Raw genomic sequence first — 21760 nt, 5'->3', positions numbered from 1 at the left:
GCCGCTCTCGACACACATTCCGCCAGATGCGGCGTGTCGGCGAGCAGCAAAGCCGCTACGTGTCCATCAATACATGGATTTCCATAAGTTGCAGCGCTGTTGTCACGAGACTAGGGTGCTGCATGGGCTCGCCAGTCCCGATATCGAGAAGAAGCCGCTCGAAGCACTGACGATCCCAGGCTTTCTTTGCCCCGCAGGAGCAGCCCATGATGCGCGTCTGGTCGTACCGCCCTCAATTCCTGCACTTAGGGCTTTTTATCGCGGCTTATGTCTTGGGCTGCGGATTCGCTCAATCGCTCGCAATCGTCCCTGGAACCGGTATTTCCATTTGGCCTCCGAGCGGGCTTTTCATCGCCACGCTTGTCCTCGCCCCCAGGCAAAGTTGGCCGTGGTGGATAGTGGCGGGGTGTCTGGCTGAATTGTTCAGCAACCTTTGGTTCCAAAGTCCGCTGCCCGCGGCCTTCCTGATCTATGCCGGCAACGCTCTTGAGGCGGTGGTCGGCGCATGGCTTGTGAATCGGACCTGTGGCCGTCCGGTTCGGCTGGAAACCTTGCAGGAAGTTCTCTCATTCGTCGTCTTTGCCGCTGTCATCGCGCCGATCGTAAGTGCCACGATCGGAAGTGCGACGCTTGCCTGGCTCGACATGCAATCGCAATCCTTCACGACGGCGTGGCCCTTATGGTGGATCGGGGATGCCACCGGGGTCTTGATCGTAGCGCCGCTGGCGTTGGTCGTGTTCCAGAACTGGCGCGGTGAGGCCCAGCTCTCGCCCGCGCGATGGCTGGAAGCCTGCCTCCTGGGGCTGATCTTTCTCGGTGTCGCCGCCCTTTCCTTGAGCGGCGCCTTGCCCTTCAGCTACATTGTCATGCCCCCTCTTCTTTGGGCCGCGGTGCGTTTCGAATTCAAAGGCGCCGCCGTGACCCTGACACTTCTTGCCCTGATCACGGCGCTATTCACGATATCCGGCGCCGGCCAATTTGTCGGTGATCCCGGGTCTCAGAAGCACAACCAGATCATGCTGCAGCTTTTTCTGGCAATCTCGGCATGTTCAGCGCTCATCGTGGCCGCCATATCGCGACAGCACCAGCTTGCGGTGGCCACATTACGCCAAAGCGTTGAGGCATTGCGTGAGCGCGAAAACGAGCTTTCGCAGCTCGTGAACATGGTGCCCGTCCAGATCAGACGTCTGACACCTGAAGGCGAGCCGACCTTCTTCAACAAGCGCTTGCTCGATTTCTTCGGTTTGGACGACATAGCGCAATTGGACAAGCCTAACATGAGCCGGCTGGCGGCAGCCATTACGACTCTCGTCCATCCCGAAGATTCGGCCCGCCTATTGGAGACGGTCCGCCACTCCCTCGCCACCGGTGAGCCCTACTCGATGAAATATCGCATGCGCCGCGCGGACGGCGCTTACCGATGGGTGGACGGCCGCTGGGAGCCGCTGCGGGATCAAAGCGGAGCGATTGTGCAGTGGTTCGCAATCTCCATCGACATCGACGATGAAGTGCGTGCGCAGAACGCATTGCGCGAAAGTGAACGGCAGTTGCGGCAGCTCATCGACGCCGTACCCGCTCTGATCTGGAGCGCGACGCCTGAAGGAGTGCCGTCCTACATCAACAAGCGGCTCATGGATACGGTTGGGGTCACTCTGGAAGACTTGGTCGCGCCGGACGGATCGCTGTCGCTGGCCGATGTCTACCCGGAAGACAGACAGGCGGTGAAGCAGGCACTCGCACACTCGTTCGAGATGGGTACCCCTTTTGCAATGAAGTATCGTCAGCATCGCTCCGACGGAGCCTATCGCTGGACCGAGGGGCGCGCAGAGCCGCTACGCGATCCGGAGGGGCGGATCGTGGAATGGTATGGCGTCTGCCTCGATATCGATGACCTCGTGACCGCGCAGGAGGCCTTGCGGCAAAGCGAGCGCCGCTACCGAGACCTGTTCCACTATATGCCGATCGGGCTGGCCCAGGTGGATGCCGGCAAGTTGATACCCCTGTTCAAGGAGTTGCGGGCGCAGGGCGTGACGGAACTCAGAACCTATATAGACGAGCACCCCGAATTCCTGCCGCGCGCCTTGGAAGCGCTGGAGGTTGAAGAAGTCAACCGGCATATCATCGAGATGTTCGGCGCAAAGGATACCGGGGAGATGCGGGGGCCGATTACCCGGTACTGGCAGCCGGGGATTGCCACCATACGCCGTTCCATCGAGGCGCGTTATCGCGGTGAGGAGATCTTTCAGGAAGAGACCAAGGTGGCCCGAATGGACGGCAGCGTCATCGACGTCCTTTTCACAACCGCCCGCCCCGGCGCCGTGGCCGACAAGAGCCTGGTTGGCTTTATCGATATCACTGAGCGCAAGAAGGCCGAGGAGGCGTTGCGCAACCGGGAGCGGGAGTTCTCGCAGCTCGCCGACATGGTTCCGAGCCTGCTCTGGCGGTTAAGTCCAACCGGCGAGCCGGTTTACTTCAGCAAACGCACCATCGAGTTTTTCGGTTTGGACAGCGAGGCTTATGAGGGGCTGACAATGAGTGGCCTCGCCGCCGCGATAGCGTCTCTCGTCCATCCGGATGATGCGGCGCGACTGTCGGAGGCGCTCGACCGCTCGCTCGCCACCGGCGAGACCTTTTCCCTGAACTATCGCCTGCGTCGTGCCGACGGGGTTTATCGCTGGATGTCGGGCCGCGCGGAGCCGCTGCGCGATCAAAGCGGAAAAATCATCCAATGGTACGGTCTCTCGCATGATATTGATGATCAACTGCGCATCGAGGAGGAATTGCGCACGCGGGAGCGCTCGCTCTGGCAGCTCGTCGAAACGCTGCCCGCGATGATCGATTGTGCGGCACCCGATGGGGAGCCGGTCTATCGCAATCCCCAGCTCCGTGATTTCCTTGGTTATAAGCTTGAAGACCTGGACGGAACTGGAAAATCCCGGCTGGCCGGCACACTCGACGCCGGCGTTCATCCCGATGACCTCCAGGGCGTCAAGGAGAATTATGCCCATTCCTTATCCACCGGCGAGCCGTATGCGCGCAGGCATCGCCTGCGGCGGTTCGATGGCGAATATCGCTGGATCGAGACACGCGCCGCACCGATGCGCAATCCCGAAGGCGCCATCGTGCAGTGGAATGTCATCTGCATCGATATCGACGGCGAGGTTCGCGCACAGGAAGAGCTGCAGCGGGCACGAGAGGGCCTCGCGCGCGCGAGCCAGGCGGCAAGCCTTGCCGAGCTTTCGGCTTCCATTGCGCACGAGGTAAACCAGCCCTTGGCGGCTGTCGTGGCAAACTCGCACGCCTGCCAGCGCTGGCTCATGGCCGAACCGCCCAATATCGAGCGGGCGGAAAAAACGGTAGAGCGCATCATCCGGGACGCCAACTCGGCTGCTGACGTCGTCAGCCGTATACGCGCCTTGTTCAAGCAATCCATAGATACGAGGATTTATACGGCATTCGCGAGCGTCATCAACGAAGCGCGCAACCTCATGGCCGACGAAGCGTTGCGGCATCGCGTTCGGATGGACGTGAAGATTGACGGCAGCCTTCCGCTCATCGCAATCGATCGCGTTCAGATCCAGCAGGTTCTGATCAATCTCATTCGCAACGGCATGGATGCGATGGACTCCATGGCAGGCGAGCGAGTGGTCGGGATGCGCGTGCGCCATATGGGCGATGTCGTCCGGACCGAAATCAGCGATCACGGCCAGGGCATCGAATTTCCCGAGAGAATATTCGAACCTTTCTTCACGACAAAAGCAAACGGCATGGGCATGGGGCTGGCGATCTGCCGCTCGATCGTCGAGTTACACGGCGGACGATTGTGGACCGAAAAGAATGAACCGAGTGGGGCGACATTCATCTTCACCCTGCCGGTTGAAATGAAGGCAGCGCAATGACGACGGACGATCATATTGTCTTCATCGTGGACGATGATGAACGCATTCGGGAGGCGCTCGGCGATCTGCTGGACTCGCACGGCATGCGCGCCATCGCGTTCGGATCGGCCGGCGATTATGTGAGCGCGGACAAACCGGATTTCCCGGCCTGCCTCATCCTCGATATCGAGCTGCCTGATATCAACGGCCTCGATCTGCAGGGGCAGATCGCAGAGGGAGATCATCCGCCGATCGTCTTCATTACGGGGCACGGCGACATTCCGTCGTCGGTACGTGCGATCAAACACGGCGCCGTGGATTTCCTGACCAAGCCTTTCAGCGACGCCGATCTGATGGCAGCGATCCACGCCGCGATCGCCCAGGATCGGGAAAAGAGATCGGAACGCGCCGAACTCGGCATGCTGAGGCAACGCTACCTCGACCTGACGCCACGAGAGCGCGAGGTCTTGCCGCTCGTCGTGAGTGGCCTTCTCAACAAACAGGCGGCGGCTGAACTGGGGATTAGCGAAGTCACGCTGCAAATCCATAGAAGGAACGTCATGCAGAAAATGGCGGCGGCATCGCTCGCCGATCTCGTGCGTATTGCGGAGAGATTGGAAATCCCGATTACCCACTCGCGCCGCGTGGGAGGAAATTGAATATGAACAAGACAAGACATGTAGTGGCAATCGTTGATGACGATCCAAGGCTACTGGAATCGGTGGGCGATCTTCTGGAATCCGCTGGCTATGCGGCCCGCAGCTTCCCGTCGGCGGGATCATTGCTCGTCGACGGGCTATCGGACCTAGACGTGCTCATCACCGACATCGGGATGCCCGGCATGGATGGCTTTGAGCTTCGTGACCTGGTGAGGAAGCTGCGTCCGGAGCTGCCGGTCTTCCTGATCACAGGCCGCCACGAGATAGCGGATCAGGGCCGCGCTCAAGGCATCAGCGGATTTTTCCGGAAACCATTCGATGCCCAGGCCCTGCTCGCGGCCATCGCCAATGCTTTGCATCAGTCAAGAGATGGAGGGTAAGATGAAAGTTGAACAATCTTTCCCGCGGAGATCGGCACCGCCATCACCGCGGCGGAGAAGCGAAGAAGATCAGCCGCTCGTCATCATTGTCGATGATGACGCATCCGTTCGGGAGGCACTCTCGGAGTTGATCCTGTCGGCGGGCTTCCGGCCCATCAGTTTTGCCTCGACCCGCGAAGTGCTTGATGCCGATATCCTGGACAATCCCGGCTGCTTGATCCTCGATGTGCGCATGCCGGGGACGAGTGGTCTCCATCTGCAGCGTCATCTGGCCGAAAACGGCAATCCCAAACCGATCATCTTCCTGACCGGGCATGGCGACATTCCGATGACCGTCGAGGCGATGAAGGCCGGCGCCGTGGATTTTCTCACCAAACCGGTGCGGGACCAAACATTGCTCGACGCCGTGACGGCGGGCATTGCCATGGATGCCGAACGACGGGCGCAAGCCGCGATCGCCAATCGGAACATCGAACGCCTCGAGACGCTGACACAGCGCGAGCGCGAGGTTCTCTATGAAGTGGCGCACGGACGCCTCAACAAGCAGATCGCCTTCGATCTCGGCATTAGCGAAGTGACGGTCAAGCTGCATCGCAGCAATGTCATGCACAAGATGGAGGCAGCCTCTATCGGCGAACTGATCCGGGCATGGGAAACACTGCCGGCACCGATGCGCGAGGCTGGCGCACATCGGGCTGTAACATGATTGAGCCGAGTTGATACAAAGGGCTTGTCTCGAAAGGAATCCAAGCGCAGTTTCCGGAAATGGCGTCGACAAGTTCGCGGACTTGCGAGATTCTTCAAAACTGACAATGACATGCGGGGGAATAAATGACGGATAGGCTCAAGAACAAGATTGCCATCATTTCCGGCGGAGCCACCGGAATGGGCGGGGCGGCTTCACGCTTGTTTGCGGCGGAAGGCGCAACGGTTGCGATTATCGACCGAAATGGCGACGCGGCTGAGGAGACAGTGCGGGCGATCCGGGATGCCGGCGGCGTTGCTGACTATTGGGTTGCCGACGTATCGGACGAAGCAGCCGTCAATGCGGCAGTGAAGGGCATCGAGGACCGTTTCGGCGCCGTGACCGTCCTTTTCAATCACGCCGGCACCATCGTCATCAAACCGTTTCTCGAAACGACACTGCAGGAATGGGAATGGCTGCACGGCGTCAACGTGCGCTCGATGTTCCTGATGACCAAAGCCGTGCTTCCGGGCATGATCGCAGCCGGCGGCGGCTCCATCGTCTGCACGTCGTCGATCTCGGCGGTCGCGGCGACGCCGATGGAAGTGCTCTACGATACGACGAAGGGCGCTGTGCACATGTTCGCCCGCGCCATTGCCGTCGAGTTCCGCGATCGCAATATTCGCTGCAACGCCGTTTGCCCCGGCTTCATCCGCACGCCGCACGGTCTGCGCGAGGTGGCTGAGCTGCAGGCCCTCGGCGTTGATGTTTCGGATGAAGCAATCGCGGCGCAGCAAGGCCGGATCGGAGAGCCGGAAGATGTGGCGCGCGCCGCCCTCTATCTCGCCTCGGACGAATCCAACTTCGTCAACGGTATCCATCTCTTCGTCGACAATGGCTTTACCGCGATCTGATCGTCGATAGCTGACTAAACAGCATTCTTCTCACGACAAGGCCGCAAGCAAGCGTGCAACGGCAACGCATACCCAAAGATCGGCCTGGACACTATTATGGACACATGTTCTAAAAAGTGGACAGATTAGCGGGAGCACGCCATGCATTTTTCCATGTGGACCTACCCCTGGGACATTCAGGATCAGGGGCTTGAAGCGCTTGCCGCCGACCTTCGCGGCCGCGCAGGCCTCACCACGATCAGCATGGCCACCTCCTATCATGCCGGCCGGTTCTTTCAGCCGAGAAGTCCGCAACAGAAGGCCTATTTTCCCGAAGACGGGACGGTCTACTTCCGGCCGGACGAAAGACTGTGGCAGGACAAGGTGATCCGGCCGCTGATGGCCAGGAATGTAGCCGAGCGCGGCGACATGCTGGAAGCGCTCGTCAAAGGGCGCGACGCGACAGGCCTCAAGGTCTCGTGCTGGACGGTCTGCCTCCATAATACCCGCCTCGGCATGCTGCATCCCGATCACGTCACTCGGAACGCCTTTGGCAATCCCAACTATTATAATCTTTGCCCCTCAAGCCCCGCGGCGCGGGCCTATGTGGTCACTCTGATCCGCGACATCACGACAAACTACCGGCCAGACATGCTGGAGCTCGAGAGCCCGAATTTCATGGGGTTCGCGCACGAATATCACCACGAGAAAGACGGCGTCGGCCTTAACGCCGAAGACGATTTCCTGCTGTCGCTCTGCTTTTGCGATCATTGTACGGCGCGCGCCATGAAGGCCGGCGTGCCGGTGGAAGGCGCGCGCCAATCGGTCACGCGCTTCATCGCGGAACTCTGCGAACGGGCCGTCCCGGAGCGGCAATTCCCGGACTTTCCCGCGGCCGGGATTGATGCATTTCGCGACCATCCGGATCTGTACGCCTATCTCGTCTGGCGCACCGAACCGGTGACCAGCCTGATTGGCGAGATCAAAGCTGCGGCTGATCCGGAGACACGCATCGTGCTTATCGACCTGAAGGACGGCTGGCTCGGCGGCGTTGATCTCGTTGCAGCCGGCAAGCTTTGCGATGGGGCGATCCTCTGCTGCTACGACATGGAGCCGGAGGCTGTCGGCGAGGTCATCCGGAGCGGGCGGGCGGCGATCGGACCGGGAAAGTTCCTCGGCGTGGGTCTGCGCGTCTTCTATCCTGAAGTCGACGGACCGGCGATCCTCGCAGAGCGCGCCAAAGCCGCTGTTGATGCCGGCGCTGACGGCGTGAACTTCTACAATTACGGCCTCATACCGGCCAAGCGCCTTGACTGGGTCAAGGCGGCGGTCGACGCAATCACCTGACCCCTCGTCAGCAGGCGATGGGTTCGGCGACCTGGATCAGGCAGTCGCCGGCCTGGCTGTCGCAATGCAGCCTATGGGAAATGACGATGCCGCCCTCCGCAAAGCGCAGCTCTTCCTCCGGCTGATCCAGACGTTCCAGATCATGGTACCAACCGGCAAGATCGCCGGCAGAAACGGTTGCGCCGAGTGCGACGGCTGGCTCGAACCAGCCTCTGTGGTTCGCATAGATGCCCTGGCTGTGCCGAGACAACGAGAGAAGCAGCGATGGTCCCGGCTCGGAGAGCGGTGCGCGGGAGAGAACCGGACGCTCGACAATGCCGAGCGCGATAAGCAGCCGGTCGATCGCCGCCGCCGTGAAAGCCATTGTCTCCGGCGTCACGGTTCCGCCGCCGCCGAATTCGCCGGAAAGACCCACGGTCCCCGCCCGTCCGGCAGCACCCATCGATGTCGGCGCGGTCGGCCCATTGTCGGCGATGAAGGCATGTGACGCGCCCATGGCGCGCATCAGCGAGACCGACCGCTGGAAGCGGGCCGTATCGGCCTGCCGCTCGATCAGCGTGCAGGGCAGGTGCGCCATGGACGTGCCGCCCGAATGCAGATCGAGCACGACGTCATGGCGCGGAAAGAGTTCATGTTCGAGAAAATGGGCGAGGCGCGCCGTCGGCGATCCCGTCGGATCGCCGGGAAACGCCCGGTTGAGATTGCCGCCATCGAACGGCGAGCAGCGCCTCGCCGCCATCACCGCCGGCAGGTTCGCCATTGGCAGGATGGTGACGGCGCCGCGGATTTCCGCAACATCCAACCGGCGCATCAGCCGCCCGAGTTGGAGTTCGCCCTCATATTCGTCGCCATGGTTGCCCGCCATCAGAAGCAGGGACGGCCCCTCGCCATTCTTCAGGCGAAGAACTGGAATGCGGATCTGATAATAAGGCGAACGGTCGATCGAATAGGGAATGGCGAGATGACCGGCCTGCCGGCCCTCGCGCGAAAAGTCGATCGGATTGACGAGGCCGCTATGCATGATGTCTCCAGTCCGGGCTGTTGCCTTGCCGTCAGAGGGCGGCGACCGCAGTCATTTCGACGCGCAGGTCCGGATCGGCGAGGCGTGCCTCGACGCAGGCGCGGGCCGGCGGGTTTTCGATGTCGATCCAGCCATCATAGACGCCGTTCATCGCCTCGAAATCGGTGATCGCCGGCAGGAAGACGTTGACGGCGAGCAGGCGCGAGCGGTCCGTACCGGCTTCTTTCAAAAGGGTGTCGATCTTGCCGAGCACATCGAGGGTCTGCTCCTCGATGCCCGCCTTGCGATTTTCCGCGACCTGGCCGGCAATATAGACGAGCCCGCCATAGCTGACGGCTTGGCTCATACGCGAACCCTTCTGGTAACGTTGGATCATGGAAGGTTTTTCCTTTTCTTGCTTTGGGAGGGAGGTTCAGCCGAAGCTGGTGAGATAGGCCGCCGTCACCGAATGATCCGGGTCGAGGCCATAGAGGATTGCGTGGCGGTCAAGGCAGGTGCAGGGATGCGAAATACCGCATTCGACCACGTCGCCAACGGAAACGTCGCTGCCGTCTGCAAGTGCCACGAAAGCGTGCTGATCATTGAGGCGGAGAACTTCGGCGCCCCTGAGATCGGCAAGACGCGCACCGTTACGATAGAGCGCCAGCGGCCGCGGCATGCCCTGATCCATGGCCACGTCACGCATGCCCAAGCCGCAGATCGCCAGCCTTGGCTCCGGCCGGGACAGGACCTCGGCCCAGACCCGCAGCGCCGGACGAAAGCCGGACGCGGCGGAAGCTAATTCGGCACCAATGCGGAAGCCACCGCGCGCATCGAGACCAGCAAGACCGCGCTCGTAAATGCCGTGATCGTGAAAGAAGATGGCACCGCTGCGCAGCACGAGACGGCAAGCGGGATCGGCAGCAACGGCGGACGAAAGCCCCACAACAACCATGTCGAAAAAGACCGAACCGCCGGCCGTGACGAGGAGCGGCCGCTCGGTGCCTATGCGAGAACGCACCTTCGGCAGGAACTCGGCCGTCATCGCCATCAGCGCCGTGATGCGAAGCATCGTCTCTTCCGCATCGCTGGTCGCGGCGGCGCCTTCATAAGCGGCAATGCCGGTCAGCCGGAAGGTCGGCGTTTCGGCAGCAACGATCGCATCGAGAATTGCTGCCGCAGCGTCGGAGCTGCGCACACCGGCCCGACCGGCGCCGAACTCCACCATCAGCCCCAGCGGCGGCAGATCTCCACGTTCGCGCCACGCCGACCGCAGAGCATCGACGAGCGCCGTCGAATCCACGAAAACATGGACTTCCGCATCAGGATAACCGGCAAGCAGCGCGGCAAGCCGACGTGCGGCGGCGGCTCCGCCGATCTCATTGGCAAGGATCAGACGGCGCTGTCCTGCCTTGAGCAGAACCGCAGTCTGGCGGATATCGGCAACCGTCGTGCCCCAGGCGCCCGCTGCAATAAGTGCATCTGCCAATGCCGTCGACATCGGCGTCTTGGCGTGCGGCGCGATTTCGGCGCCATGGCTCTTCACATAGGCCATCATCAGCTCGACATTGCTGGAGAAAGCCTGCCGATCGAGCGAAATCAGCGGCAGGGCCATCCTGCCGTCATAAGGTTTCCATCCCTGCTTGCCGATTGCCGCAAGCGGGAGCGGTGGGTTGCCCGGCGGAAAGCCGCGCACCCGGTCATCGATCAGCACGGTTTCGGATGCGGCATGAAGGTCAGACATCGCAGCCTCCCTGGGGCTCGACCGGATCGGCTATGCCGAGGCGATAGGTGTCGTTGGCCGTGGCGAAGAACAGGGCGCGTTGCTCGTCGAGAGAGAATTGCGAGGCGACGGTGCGAAAGGCCCGATAGACCTCGTCGAAGGAGGCGTATAACCCCGCCACCGGGAAATCGCTCGCGAACATCGAGCGCGTCGGGCCGAAACAATCGAGGCAATGCTCGATCACCGGTCGCAGGCTTTCGAGTGTCCACCCGCTGTCGTAGGCCACGAGGTCGGAAATCTTCAGGCGCACATTCGGCTCGTTGCCAAACGCCCGCAGGCCTTCGCGCCAGAGCGCCATGCCATCATCCGTGCGGTCGACAGGGCTTCCGCCGTGGTTGAGCACGAAAAGCGTTTGCGGGAAAGCGCGCACCAGCGCAAGCGCGTCCTTCATCTGCCATGGATAAAGCATCAGGTCGAAGATAAGCCCGAGCCGCGTAGCGTGGGCAAGCCCCGCCCGCCAGGCAGGATCACCCATGAGATCCGCGCGCCGGGCAAAACGCTTCGCCGGTTCCGGATGCCAGCTAACGATATCGCGGATGCCGACGACGTTCGGGTTTGCCGCTTCCATCTCGAGCAGGCGCATGGCGCCCGGCGCGTCGAGAGGAACCCGCGCAACATAACGGCGTGCCACGCCGGAGCTACGGTTGAGGCTATCCAGCCAGCGGCTCTCTTCCAGCGGATGTGCATCGGACCAGCCGGCCTCCACATGGACGGTTGCAACCACGTTCTGGCGTGCGGCATCGGCGCGATAATCTTCGATGCCGTAGTTGCGCAGGATCGGTGCGAGACTCCCGAAAGCCGTCTCCCCGCCGGTCGCCTGCGCTTTTTTAAGCCAAGGGTGTCGCTCCAGCTTGAGATCCCAGAGGTGATGATGCGGGTCGATCAACGGCCCGTCATAGCGCTCGGTCATCTGCGCCCCTCACGACCGGATACGAGCAAGAGGGCAAGGATCAGCGTGCCGAACATGATGGAGCGCCAACCGGGCGAGGCATTGACGACGGTGATCAGTGCCGTCGTCGTCACGAGCAGGATCGCGCCGGGAATAGTACCTGCATAGGTGCCGCGGCCGCCGAGGATGGACGTACCGCCGAGCACGACGGCTGCGATCGAGGTCAGCAGATAAGGATCGCCGATGCCGACATAGCCTTGCCGGTTCATGCCCAGCACGAGAATACCCGCAAGCCCCGCGAAAAAGCCCGAGAGCGTATGGACAATCAGCGTGTTGCGACCGACGCGGACACCGGAGAGCCGGGCAGCCAGCGGGTTTGCCCCAAGCGCAAGGAAACGCGCGCCGATCGGCATGCGGTGGATGAGCAGCAGGACGACAACCGAGACCACAATCCAAAGGACGATACCAGCCGGGATGCCGAGCGGCCGCGCCTGGCCAAGCAGAATGACCGCCGGATTGCTGACGGTAACCGCACTGCCGCCGGCAACGATGACGAGCAAGCCTTGCAAGAAGGTCGCCATGGCAAGCGTCATGATGATTGGCGGTACGCGAAGATAGGCCGCACCCGCACCGTTCATGAGGCCAATGCCGGCGGCGATGGCAAGTGCTGCAGCGATACCGATGACGCCGCTCGCATCCCAAGCAGGCGAGAGGAGCGGCAGCAGGATCGCGGTCACGGTGATAACCGCGCCGACGGAAAGATCGATGCCGCCCATCAGGATGACGAGCGTCTGGCCGGCGGCCACAATGCCGATCACCGCTGAGAGCTCCAGCAGATAGCGCAGGTGACCATAGGCACCGAACCCGCGCAACATGAAGCTTGCGACGATCCAGACGAGCGAGACCAGAAGGAAGGTCAGGAGCGGCGGGTTGCGGAATGCTGTCCTGATGACGTTCATCGCCTTACCTTCCATTGTGCGAGAAGTTCCGGAACCGCGACCGCGCCCACGATGATCAGGCCCTGCGCGACATATTGCGCGACCGGCGGAAAGCCGAGGAAGAACATGACGTTGATCATGACCGAAAGCAGCAGGCTGCCGCAGATCGCGCCGCGCATGGTGCCCTTGCCGCCAAGAAAGCCGACGCCGCCAAGCACGGAGGCAGCAATCGAGTTCAGCGTAAAGGGCGTGCCTATCACCGGATCACCCGAGCCGGTCTGCGCAGCGACGAAGAGACCGGTCAACGCCGCCAGAAGACCGGAGAGCGCAAAGGCGACAACCTTCACCCGCTCAACCGGGACACCGGAACGGAATGCGCCGATCGGGTTGTCGCCGGCCGCATAGATGCCGAGGCCGAGCGGCGTTGCGAGAAAGGCTTTCCAGAACACGAGGGTCACGACGAGCAACAGGAAGGCGACGGGCGTATCGCCGGCCAGCGTTACCGACAGCCAGTCGGGAATGAACCCGCCCGGCCGCGGCAGCAGGATGAGCGCGACCCCGGTTATGATGAAGGAGCCGGCGAGCGTGACGATGATCGCCGGAAGCCGCAGATGCGTCACGATAGCCCCAATGACAGCGCCGATCGACAGGCCAGCGAGCACGACCGCAATAATGCCCCCCGGCACGCCGAGCGTCCCTTCCATGGTCGTTGCCGCTATGACTGCGCCGAGACTCACGAGCGGACCGATCGCCAGCGTGATGCCGCCGTTCAACATGAGCACCGCCTGCGCCATGGTGACGAGCGCGAGCGGGAACCAGTTCTGCGTGAACTTCGAAAAGCCACTGATGGAAAGGATACCCGGAAAGAGCACGACATAGAGGATAAGAAAAGCGCCAACGACCAGATAAAGGCCGCCGAGACCGCGATTGCGGCGGAGCTGGATCGCGCCATAAAGCCAGGCGGAAGAGGAAACGGTGCTCATGCTGCTGCCTCCTGTGTCGTGACGCCCATGGCCGCGCCGACGATCGCCCCTTCGCTGATCGCAGCGCCTGATAGCGTCGCCGCGATGCGCCCCTCGCGCAGCACCACGACGCGGTCGCAAAGATGCACCAGTTCCGGCGTGTCGGAACTGGCCAGGATGACGAGCCGCCCCTCGGCGGCGAAAGCACGGAGCATAAGGTAGATTTCCCGCTTGGTTTCGATGTCGACGCCGCGCGTGGGATCGTTGAGGAGCAGAACGGACGGATCGAGCGGCAGCCATTTGGCGAGCGCCACCTTCTGCTGGTTACCGCCGGAAAGTGCCTGCACCGGGCGGGCCGTGTCGCCCTTGATCGTCAGACGGCGCGCAAGATCGGCGACAAGACCGCTTTCTGCCTGCAGGTCGCGCAGCCCTTTGCTGGCGAGCCGTCCGAGCGAGGGCAGGATGAGGTTTGACGCAATGGAATGAGGCAATACCAGCCCCTCATGTTTGCGGTCGGCCGGGACATAGACGATACCAGCCGCATTCGCCTCGCCGACATGGGCAGGCAGACCGGGTTTCCCGGAAACCTCGGCCCGGGCAGCCGCGGCAGGAATCGCGCCATAAAGGCCGAGCAACAAGTCTTCCTGCCCCTGCCCCACGAGCCCGCCGATGCCGACGATCTCGCCGGCACGGGCGGAGAAGCCGATGTTGCGCACCATGCCGGCGGAAAAATCTTCGACGCTGATGCGCGTCGCACCGGGCGTCGCGGCTCGGCGCGGCGGGAAGAGGTCGCCGGTCTCGCGGCCGACCATGAGACGCACCAGCCCCTCGCCGTCGATGCCGGATAGCGACTGGTCCGCCGTGACCCCGCCATCCTTCAGCACCGTGACGTGCGAACAAAGCGCCTGCACCTCATGGAGGCGGTGAGAAATATAGAGAAGTGCTATGCCGCGATCCCTCAGCGTCTCGATCAGGCTGGCAAGAATGCCGGCTTCATGGGCCGAGAGCGAGGAGGTAGGCTCATCCAGAATGAGCACGCGCGGCTTGCGGAACAGCGCCTTGGCGATCTCCACCATCTGACGGCGACCAAGCGCAAGATCGGCGACCGGCATGTCGATCGGCTCGGTAAGCCCCACCATGTCGCAAACTTCCCGCACACCGCGATGAAGAGCTTCATAGTCGATGAGACCGAACCGGCGCGGAAATGCGCCGAGCCCGATATTTTCGGCAATCGAGAGATTCGCCGTGAGGCTCAGCTCCTGCTGGACCACGGCGATGCCCGCCGCACGCGCGGCCGCCGGGCTAAAGCGCCCAACGGGCTTGCCGTCGACGGCGATGGAACCGCCGTCGGGCTGGAGGGCACCGGACAGCAGATTGATCAGCGTGGACTTGCCGGCACCGTTCTCACCGAGCAGGGCGTGAACCCTGCCCGGAAGAAGGGCGATATCGACGCCCTTCAAAACGGGATTGCCGAAAAATCCTTTGAACACCTGCCGGGCTTCCAGCAGGGGCCTTTCTTCCTTCATGACGGCTTCCTTCAAGACGGATTACTTGGCAAGCAGCTTGTCGAAGAGCGCCTTGTCGTAGTCCGAGTAGATATAGCCGTCAGCCGGGAACTTGTCGGCCCTTGCGAGATAGCCACCGATCGTGCTGTCGTCGATAACGGGCAGCGGCACCTTGACGAAGGCCGGAACGTCCCGGCCTTGCAACGCCTGTACGGCTGCATAGACGGAGAGCGCACCGAGCCAGTTTGGCTGCATGGTCGCCCAGCCCTTCAGGCCCTTCTCCTTCCAGAGTTCCAGGAATTGCCGGGCGTTTTCGCCTGTCGTCGGAACCTGTTCGCGGCCCTGGCGGTCGAAAGCCATGACGGACCCCGCCGACAGTGCGCCACCGAGCGACAGAACGCCATCGATTTGCTGGTTGGCGAACAGCAGGCTCGTCATCGCTTCCTGGGCGGGCGCGACGTTATATTCCGTATTGGTTTCGGTGATGACTTGGATGCCCTTGTTCGCATCGAGCACCGGCTGCGCACCCTTGCGGCGGTCGTCGCTGACGGAAACGCCGGCGGGACCGTTCATGATGATGATCTTCCCCTTACCGTGAAGCTGATCGACCATCCACTGCGCAGCCCTCTGGCCCCATTCGTTGGAGTCCGTGTTGATCTTCGCCGTGAGATTGTTGGTGTCCACGAGGCTGTCGAAGTTGACGACGGCAATGCCCTTGGAGCAGGCATCGGAGATGACGCGGTCGAGCGCGGTGGACGAACCGGCTTCGACGATGATGGCATCGAGGTTCGCGTCGATCATCGATTGTATCTGCTGGATCTGCGTCTGGGCATTGCCCTGCGCATCGGTGATCTTCAGGTCCTTGACGAGCCCGTCCTTCTTCAGAGCCGCCACCTCATCGGTGATCGTGCCTTCGGTCTGCTTCATCCAGGTCGGGACAGAATAGATGTTCGCCCAGCCGATCGTATAGGGCGCCTTGCGATCACCCTTGATGCAGTTGGCTGCCGCCGACGCCGTGCCGGCCGAAAAGGCGAGGAGGACCGCAGCGGCGGCAGCGCCCGCGAGAAGGCGGCTGCGCAGCGAGGCTGAGGCTGTGTCTTCAAGTTTCGTCATGTCGTTCCCCTTTTTGTGCGTGGCAGCCTTAAGGCTTGCCATTTGTGTGATGTCCGCTATAATGTACATATGATCTATATACCGGACGTCGGCGATCTTATGCCGATTTTTTCCCCTCGCAAGGGGGGTGAAAAAAATTCGTTCACGGCGAATGGTAGGAGCGATTGACAGATGCGGGAGACGACTTGAAAAATTTGACACGACTAGAATCGGGATTCGGCAACATGGATGCAGTTCAGGACGAAGCAATCGGCAAACGCGCCCGAGGGCTCGACCGCGCCTTCGAGATCCTCGAATTCCTGCGCCACAAGCGGCAGGCCTTGAAGCCGAACGAAATCGCCGCGCAGATCGGCGCGCCGCGCTCATCGGTCTACGAGCTCGTCAACCTGCTGCTGCACAACGGTATTCTTGAATTTACGGGTGGCGAGGGCCGCGTCTACCTCGGCCGCAAGCTCTATTTCCTGGGTGCGGCCTATGAGAACCATTTCGATTTCACCCGCGAATGTGAGACGGCGCTGGAGCAGCTTGCCGACGAGACGCGGGAGACGGCGCAGTTCTGCATGTTGGATGGTAACAAATATACGGTCGTTCGCATGCGCGAAGGCGCCCGGCCATTCCGCATCTCGACGGATATCGGCCAGTCGGTTCCGATCCCGTGGACGGCCTCCGGCCGCCTGCTTATTGCGCATCTTTCGGATCAGGAAATCCTGAACTTCATTCCGCCGGAGGATTTTCGTCTGCCCAGCGGCGAATGGCTCGACCCCAAGACCTTCATCGCCGAGGTGCGTCAGGCCGAGCGCGAAGGCTTCTTCACCTTCAACAGCATCGTCGACAGCTTCACGCACTGTTTTGCCGTACCGGTACACGGCGAGGACGGTCATACAGCCGGAACGCTCTGCCTCGTTACGCCGCGCGACGATGGCCTTGCGAACCGGGACCGCTATCTCGCCTGCTTGAAAAAGGCAGCCCTCGGCCTGTACCAGACCCCAGCACGGCCGAAGCGAGCTTCATAGTTCTTGCAAGGCTGAGCGACAAAGCCGAAACGCGCTTTGCTTTCCGCGAACGCCCTGCGGACTTTAGGCCAGGGGACGGCGACAATCCGAACCTGAGATCGGCCAGCAGCTCTCAAGGAGATGCTGGCTGGCCTGCGCATGGGCGCAAATGCGCAGTGCGTGTCGTGCGACAGGGAAGTGAATATAGATTCGTGCGCCGCTCGGATCGGAGAAGCCGCCGATGAATCCAGCGAGGGGCACAAAACAAGCCGCTGGACCGGTCAGCCGACAGTTCAAGTCTTTGTCAAAGACACAACAAAAGACGCTGAACCTATCCATTTGACGAATATTTCCGGAAAATTAAACCATTATTAAACACAATTTAAGCAAGTTACTCGAATACAAATTTTATTTTTATTAGGGCGAACATTATGAGCATTAGTATTGCAAAAAGCCTTATTGCTTTCGGTGTCGTGATGACCATAGGGCTTGCCGGCTCGACAGGGCTGCAGCAGGTCGCCTTGAACCGGCTCAAAGTGAACGGACCGATCTATGAGCAGGTCGTCAACGGAAAAGATCTCGTTGCCGATATTCTGCCCCCGCCGCTTTTCGTGGTGGAATCCTACATGCTGGCTTTGGAAGCCAGTGATTTTCCGGAGGTCGCCGAGGCGAATGCGGCCAAAATCGCCAAACTCCACCTCGACTACAATGAGCGCCGCGCTTACTGGCAAACCTCCAGCTTGCCACAGAATCTGAAGGATCAGCTGGCCAATACGGTGCTGACCAAATCCGATGTCTTCTGGCAGGAAATGGACCGGGAGATTCTCCCTGCTTTGGCGGCTAAGGATACGGCAAAGGTCAAGGATCTGCTCGTTCATCTCAAGGGCACGTTTCACCTGCATCAGGATGCCGTCGAGGAACTGGTGACCAGCTCGAACGAGTTTCTGTCGGGCCAGGAGAAGGGCGCCCGAGAAGAGATAAATCGTTGGACAATCTTCTCGCTCTCCGCTGCTGGCGGATCCATATTGTTGCTGCTTGCCGGAACATTGCTATTGCGGCGCCGGGCCATCGTGCCACTGGAAAGCATGAGGGCCTATATGGGTGTGCTTGCCGGTGGCGACTACACCAAGGAAGTGCCCCATTCCGAACGCTCCGATGAAATCGGCGCGATGGCGAAGTCCGTTGCCGTGTTCAAGGCGAAGGCTCAAGAACATCAGCGGCTCGAGGCTGAGGCAGAGGTCAATCGCACACTTTCCGAACAGGGACGCGCGGAGCAGGAACATGTCCGTGCGCGGGAGGCGGCAGATATCAAGCTCGCGGTCGATGCGATCGCCAGCGGGTTGGGCCAGCTCGCCAGCGGCAATCTCACACACCGGATAGACGTTGCCTTCGCGCCGCCGCTCGACCTTGTGCGCCGAGACTTCAACGCTGCGGTGGAGCAGCTTGAGGATGCCTTGCGCAAGGTCGGCCAGAACGCACAGGCGATCGCAACCGGTTCCAATCGTGTCCGGTCGGCAACCGGCGATCTATCCAAACGAACGGAACAGCAAGCTGCCTCGGTCGAGGAGACCGCGGCAGCCCTCGAGCAGATCACCACGACCGTCACGGATTCCAGCCGCCGCGCCGACGAGGCCGGCCGGCTGGTCGTCACGGCTCGGGAAAATGCGGAAAAATCGGGTGATATCGTTCGCCGGGCAATCACTGCGATGGGTGAGATCGAGGCATCCTCGAACGAGATTTCGAACATTATCGGTGTCATCGACGATATTGCTTTCCAGACGAACCTTCTGGCACTGAATGCGGGTGTCGAAGCTGCGCGCGCCGGAGAAGCCGGCAAGGGTTTTGCCGTCGTTGCTCAGGAAGTCCGCGAGCTTGCGCAACGCTCGGCCGGCGCCGCCAAGGAGATCAAGACCTTGATCAACACCTCCGGCGAGCAGGTGAAAAACGGCGTGACACTTGTGGGGGAAACCGGCCAGGCGCTCGATCTGATCGGCCAACAGGTGGAGGCCATAAATGTCAACGTGGCGGCAATCGTCGACGCGTCGCGAGAACAGGCAACCGGCCTCAAGGAAATCAACCAGGCGGTCAACACCATAGATCAAGGCACGCAGCAGAATACGTCCATGGTCGTGGAATCGAACGCTGCCAGCCATAGCCTTGCGAACGAAGCTGAAGCTCTCTTCAATCTTCTCGGCCGCTTCCGGATCGGCGCAGCCAGCCAAACGGCCGCGACCCCTGCCCCGAAAGCACAGCAGCGTCACGAGCCTGTGGCGCCGGCGCGTAGAATGACTGCATAGCCGGCAGATGCTCTCGAAAGGCGGAGAGCCATGGCAAACACCAGTGTATCCTGGGAGGAGTTCCATCAGCCCCGCGGCGCTCGCCGGAACGGCGGTCGCCGCTTACCGACCTGCCACCCGCAGCGGTTGGAACGCCGAGAAAACTATTCTAGGAAAGCGAAGAGCAAATCGCTGTCGGTCGGCTTTGCGGACCGAAACAGCACCTCACCCTCCTTGCTGACCAGCGCGACGCAAAAATCGACCACCGAATTGGCGTCGAGTTGCGCACGAACTATCTTGGGCCGCAATCCACTCCCAGCAGCGAATAGAGGCGTCACCTTGCCGTCATGCACGCGCACCACCGCCAGATTGGCCTCTTCAAGACGTCGGCGATCCCTAAGAATGAGCCGCTCTTGTTCGCGACCTGCCTCTCGTGCCAGATCACTGACAATGACGACGACCGGCTTCTTTCCACGAAATGTTTCCAGCCCCTCTGCAGAATTGCGCGGCTGCCGCTTCAACGCCCGATATTCCTCCACGATTGTCATTGGTTCATCCTCCATCGCAGTTCTTGACTTACTCAGATTTGAATCCCCTCCGACTGGTATTGTTCCCATTCGCGACAGCGTCGACCGTCAATAATTTAGGCAAGCGGTAGCAAATAGTGATGAAACTCCCTCGGACCCGAGTTTCGAAGAAATCTAGACATGATTTGGAAAAATTTAATCCGCTGGGCACAGAGTAGCACAATCACAGCGACACCGGCGCTCATGATTGCACGCTAATGTAACATCATCTTTCATAATGCCGGATAGCTTGCGGGGAAGAGGATGCGTGAATTTTTCGAAAGCAAAGCGGGAAAGCAACTTGCTGTCCTCGCCTCTGGTTCATCCCTGTTGTGGATCATTGGCTTGCTTTGGCATGGAACATTTTTTGGTTGGTTGAGACCCCTTGGCGACGGCACGATCGCTGTTCTGTTCCTGACATTCATCATCCCCGGCGCCGCGAGCTTTATCTATTCGCTTCTGCGAATCCTCGATCTGCGCAAAGAGATGCTGCGTCAGGAAGAACAGGGAAAGCGGGCACACTGGATTGCCACCCACGATCACCTCACGCGCCTTCCGAACAGATATGCTTTCGAGAAATTCGAGATCGTGAAGCCCGCGACCGAAGATGACGACAATTTGGTGCCGACGGCGACGATTTTTTCCGTTGACCTGGACAGCTTCAAGAAGGTCAATGATCTGGTCGGCCATCAGGGAGGCGACAGGCTTCTGCAGGAAGTCGCAAAAAGACTATCGGCATTTGCCGAGGAATCATGCGTTTTTCGTCTCGGAGGCGATGAATTCATCGTCATAGCCAGGGGACTGGTCCCAGAGAAAGACGAAAAGTTCGCAAATCTGCTGATCCATGCGCTCAGCCGGCCCATCCACATCGGGCCGATATCCTGCCAGGTCGGAGCGAGCGTTGGTTACGCTCGCTGGCCGGAGCATGGCCATGAACTGCAGGATGTTTGCCATCGTTCTGATATCGCACTCTACGAAGCCAAGAGCGCGGGCGCCAACATCGCGCTGCGATTCTCCGAGGAAATGCGGCTTAAAGTCACCGCACGTGCAAAGCTTGAGGGCGAACTTCGAACGGCGATCACAGAAGGTCGCATCGAGCCATTTTATCAGCCGCTCATCGATCTGCGGTCTGGAAAGGTGTGCGGTTTCGAGGCGCTTGCCCGGTGGACGCTCGACGACGGCACGGGCGTTTCGCCGCAATTGTTCATTCCCATAGCGGAAGAAACCGGCTTGATGACGCCGCTTTTTCTGCAGCTCCTCAAGACAGCGTGCGAGAACGCCAGATCATGGCCGGAGGACGTATCGCTTTCGTTCAACGTCTCGGCTGTTCAAATGGATGACCGGCTTCTTGTGTCTCGAATTCTGGAAATTCTTGATGACGCAGGCTTGCCGTCGTCCCGGCTGGAAGTCGAGATCACCGAGAATGCGTTGATCCGCGATCCGGATCTCGCTGCCGCAATTATTGGGGATCTTCACAACGCGGGCATACAAATCGCACTGGACGATTTCGGCACCGGCTATTCCAGCTTGGCGCAGCTCGCACGATACCAGTTCGACAAGATCAAAATTGACAAAAGCTTCGTCAGATCCGCCCGCGAGCACGACGACCGCCATGAGAAAATTGTTCAAGCGCTGCTCATGATGAGCCAAGGCCTGGATGTGAAGACGACCGTCGAAGGCATCGAGGACAATACCCAATTGGCATATTTCCTACGCGCAGGATGCGATATCGGACAGGGCTACCTCTTCGGCAAAGCCATGCCATTTTCCGACACGATGACATATCTGAGGGATCGCGCGGAGATCCTCAAAACGGCTTAGGCTGCTCCTGTACCACATCTTCCATCAAAATGTCCGATCGTAGCCGGCTTCCTTGCAATAAAGGACGCGTCAA

At 60.7% G+C, this 21760-nt stretch carries 18 protein-coding genes; 9 read left to right on the top strand and 9 right to left on the bottom strand.

Annotated features, from left to right (window positions below; all coding sequences use genetic code 11):
• The first annotated feature begins 206 nt into the window (after nucleotides 1–206).
• The 6 genes from N2601_RS21330 (at nucleotide 207) to N2601_RS21305 (ending at nucleotide 7842) form a co-directional block, all read left to right on the top strand.
• Complete coding sequence (locus N2601_RS21330) at nucleotides 207–3899, top strand: PAS domain-containing protein (protein ID WP_260304801.1); 3693 nt, start codon at nucleotides 207–209, stop codon at nucleotides 3897–3899.
• Nucleotides 3896–4537, top strand: a complete 642-nt coding sequence (locus N2601_RS21325) for a response regulator transcription factor (protein WP_104826261.1) — start codon at nucleotides 3896–3898, stop codon at nucleotides 4535–4537. Before N2601_RS21330 ends, N2601_RS21325 begins: the two co-directional genes overlap by 4 nt.
• Before the next feature lie 2 nt (nucleotides 4538–4539).
• A complete protein-coding gene (locus tag N2601_RS21320; RefSeq protein ID WP_260305285.1) occupies nucleotides 4540–4917 on the top strand; it encodes a response regulator in 378 nt (125 codons plus the stop codon).
• A gap of 1 nt (nucleotide 4918) precedes the next feature.
• Nucleotides 4919–5623 carry a response regulator transcription factor gene (locus N2601_RS21315; RefSeq protein WP_260304800.1) on the top strand — a complete coding sequence of 235 codons (705 nt, stop codon included), beginning with the start codon at nucleotides 4919–4921 and terminating at the stop codon, nucleotides 5621–5623.
• Between the two features lie 125 nt (nucleotides 5624–5748).
• The gene (locus tag N2601_RS21310) at nucleotides 5749–6516 is read left to right on the top strand and encodes an SDR family NAD(P)-dependent oxidoreductase (protein WP_260304799.1); all 768 of its coding nucleotides are present in this window, start codon (nucleotides 5749–5751) and stop codon (nucleotides 6514–6516) included.
• A gap of 141 nt (nucleotides 6517–6657) precedes the next feature.
• On the top strand, nucleotides 6658–7842 hold the full coding sequence (locus N2601_RS21305) for a hypothetical protein (protein WP_260304798.1): 1185 nt from the start codon (nucleotides 6658–6660) through the stop codon (nucleotides 7840–7842).
• 7 nt (nucleotides 7843–7849) lie between these two features.
• Here the strand turns inward: N2601_RS21305 and N2601_RS21300 are convergent, their stop codons facing one another.
• Genes N2601_RS21300 through N2601_RS21265 form a run of 8 tightly spaced genes read right to left on the bottom strand, consistent with a single transcriptional unit; the run spans nucleotide 7850 to nucleotide 16074 of the window.
• The gene (locus N2601_RS21300) at nucleotides 7850–8863 is read right to left on the bottom strand and encodes a succinylglutamate desuccinylase/aspartoacylase family protein (RefSeq protein ID WP_260304797.1); all 1014 of its coding nucleotides are present in this window, start codon (nucleotides 8861–8863) and stop codon (nucleotides 7850–7852) included.
• Between the two features lie 31 nt (nucleotides 8864–8894).
• Nucleotides 8895–9239: a RidA family protein gene (locus N2601_RS21295; RefSeq protein WP_104826255.1), complete on the bottom strand. Its 345-nt coding sequence runs from the start codon at nucleotides 9237–9239 to the stop codon at nucleotides 8895–8897.
• A 36-nt stretch (nucleotides 9240–9275) separates the two neighbouring features.
• The gene (locus N2601_RS21290) at nucleotides 9276–10586 is read right to left on the bottom strand and encodes an alanine racemase (RefSeq protein ID WP_260304796.1); all 1311 of its coding nucleotides are present in this window, start codon (nucleotides 10584–10586) and stop codon (nucleotides 9276–9278) included.
• Nucleotides 10579–11535 carry an amidohydrolase family protein gene (locus N2601_RS21285; protein WP_260304795.1) on the bottom strand — a complete coding sequence of 319 codons (957 nt, stop codon included), beginning with the start codon at nucleotides 11533–11535 and terminating at the stop codon, nucleotides 10579–10581. The genes N2601_RS21290 and N2601_RS21285 overlap by 8 nt, the downstream gene beginning before the upstream one ends.
• A complete protein-coding gene (locus tag N2601_RS21280) occupies nucleotides 11532–12473 on the bottom strand; it encodes an ABC transporter permease (RefSeq protein WP_260304794.1) in 942 nt (313 codons plus the stop codon). The genes N2601_RS21285 and N2601_RS21280 overlap by 4 nt, the downstream gene beginning before the upstream one ends.
• Complete coding sequence (locus N2601_RS21275) at nucleotides 12470–13435, bottom strand: ABC transporter permease (RefSeq protein WP_260304793.1); 966 nt, start codon at nucleotides 13433–13435, stop codon at nucleotides 12470–12472. Before N2601_RS21275 ends, N2601_RS21280 begins: the two co-directional genes overlap by 4 nt.
• The gene (locus N2601_RS21270) at nucleotides 13432–14940 is read right to left on the bottom strand and encodes a sugar ABC transporter ATP-binding protein (RefSeq protein WP_260304792.1); all 1509 of its coding nucleotides are present in this window, start codon (nucleotides 14938–14940) and stop codon (nucleotides 13432–13434) included. Before N2601_RS21270 ends, N2601_RS21275 begins: the two co-directional genes overlap by 4 nt.
• A gap of 21 nt (nucleotides 14941–14961) precedes the next feature.
• A complete protein-coding gene (locus N2601_RS21265; protein ID WP_445945025.1) occupies nucleotides 14962–16074 on the bottom strand; it encodes an ABC transporter substrate-binding protein in 1113 nt (370 codons plus the stop codon).
• 182 nt (nucleotides 16075–16256) lie between these two features.
• On the opposite strand from N2601_RS21265, the gene N2601_RS21260 reads away from it, so the two are divergent.
• Nucleotides 16257–17045 carry an IclR family transcriptional regulator gene (locus N2601_RS21260; RefSeq protein WP_260304790.1) on the top strand — a complete coding sequence of 263 codons (789 nt, stop codon included), beginning with the start codon at nucleotides 16257–16259 and terminating at the stop codon, nucleotides 17043–17045.
• A gap of 410 nt (nucleotides 17046–17455) precedes the next feature.
• Nucleotides 17456–19321, top strand: a complete 1866-nt coding sequence (locus tag N2601_RS21255; protein ID WP_260304789.1) for a methyl-accepting chemotaxis protein — start codon at nucleotides 17456–17458, stop codon at nucleotides 19319–19321.
• A gap of 143 nt (nucleotides 19322–19464) precedes the next feature.
• On the opposite strand, the gene N2601_RS21250 is transcribed toward N2601_RS21255, so the two are convergent.
• Complete coding sequence (locus N2601_RS21250; protein WP_260304788.1) at nucleotides 19465–19848, bottom strand: hypothetical protein; 384 nt, start codon at nucleotides 19846–19848, stop codon at nucleotides 19465–19467.
• A gap of 282 nt (nucleotides 19849–20130) precedes the next feature.
• Here N2601_RS21250 and N2601_RS21245 point away from each other — a divergent pair, with 282 nt between their 5' ends.
• Nucleotides 20131–21687, top strand: coding sequence for a putative bifunctional diguanylate cyclase/phosphodiesterase (locus N2601_RS21245; protein WP_260304787.1), 1557 nt, complete (start codon nucleotides 20131–20133; stop codon nucleotides 21685–21687).
• Nucleotides 21688–21760: the final 73 nt, after the last annotated feature.

The organism is Rhizobium sp. CB3060 (genome assembly GCF_025200735.1).
Classification (GTDB): Bacteria; Pseudomonadota; Alphaproteobacteria; order Rhizobiales; family Rhizobiaceae; genus Rhizobium.
The sequence above is the reverse complement of the archived record's forward strand: the minus strand, read 5'-3'. Positions and strand labels throughout refer to the sequence as shown.

What these genes read in the sequence shown, in the direction of transcription:
- N2601_RS21265 (WP_445945025.1), bottom strand. Translation starts at nt 16,074, where the DNA reads ATGGCAAGCCTTAAGGCTGCCACGCACAAAAAGGGGAACGACATGACG.
- N2601_RS21270 (WP_260304792.1), bottom strand. Translation starts at nt 14,940, where the DNA reads ATGAAGGAAGAAAGGCCCCTGCTGGAAGCCCGGCAGGTGTTCAAAGGA.
- N2601_RS21315 (WP_260304800.1), top strand. Translation starts at nt 4,919, where the DNA reads ATGAAAGTTGAACAATCTTTCCCGCGGAGATCGGCACCGCCATCACCG.
- N2601_RS21275 (WP_260304793.1), bottom strand. Translation starts at nt 13,435, where the DNA reads ATGAGCACCGTTTCCTCTTCCGCCTGGCTTTATGGCGCGATCCAGCTC.
- N2601_RS21305 (WP_260304798.1), top strand. Translation starts at nt 6,658, where the DNA reads ATGCATTTTTCCATGTGGACCTACCCCTGGGACATTCAGGATCAGGGG.
- N2601_RS21300 (WP_260304797.1), bottom strand. Translation starts at nt 8,863, where the DNA reads ATGCATAGCGGCCTCGTCAATCCGATCGACTTTTCGCGCGAGGGCCGG.
- N2601_RS21280 (WP_260304794.1), bottom strand. Translation starts at nt 12,473, where the DNA reads ATGAACGTCATCAGGACAGCATTCCGCAACCCGCCGCTCCTGACCTTC.
- N2601_RS21260 (WP_260304790.1), top strand. Translation starts at nt 16,257, where the DNA reads ATGGATGCAGTTCAGGACGAAGCAATCGGCAAACGCGCCCGAGGGCTC.
- N2601_RS21310 (WP_260304799.1), top strand. Translation starts at nt 5,749, where the DNA reads ATGACGGATAGGCTCAAGAACAAGATTGCCATCATTTCCGGCGGAGCC.
- N2601_RS21295 (WP_104826255.1), bottom strand. Translation starts at nt 9,239, where the DNA reads ATGATCCAACGTTACCAGAAGGGTTCGCGTATGAGCCAAGCCGTCAGC.
- N2601_RS21285 (WP_260304795.1), bottom strand. Translation starts at nt 11,535, where the DNA reads ATGACCGAGCGCTATGACGGGCCGTTGATCGACCCGCATCATCACCTC.
- N2601_RS21290 (WP_260304796.1), bottom strand. Translation starts at nt 10,586, where the DNA reads ATGTCTGACCTTCATGCCGCATCCGAAACCGTGCTGATCGATGACCGG.
- N2601_RS21245 (WP_260304787.1), top strand. Translation starts at nt 20,131, where the DNA reads ATGCGTGAATTTTTCGAAAGCAAAGCGGGAAAGCAACTTGCTGTCCTC.
- N2601_RS21325 (WP_104826261.1), top strand. Translation starts at nt 3,896, where the DNA reads ATGACGACGGACGATCATATTGTCTTCATCGTGGACGATGATGAACGC.
- N2601_RS21320 (WP_260305285.1), top strand. Translation starts at nt 4,540, where the DNA reads ATGAACAAGACAAGACATGTAGTGGCAATCGTTGATGACGATCCAAGG.
- N2601_RS21255 (WP_260304789.1), top strand. Translation starts at nt 17,456, where the DNA reads ATGAGCATTAGTATTGCAAAAAGCCTTATTGCTTTCGGTGTCGTGATG.
- N2601_RS21250 (WP_260304788.1), bottom strand. Translation starts at nt 19,848, where the DNA reads ATGACAATCGTGGAGGAATATCGGGCGTTGAAGCGGCAGCCGCGCAAT.
- N2601_RS21330 (WP_260304801.1), top strand. Translation starts at nt 207, where the DNA reads ATGATGCGCGTCTGGTCGTACCGCCCTCAATTCCTGCACTTAGGGCTT.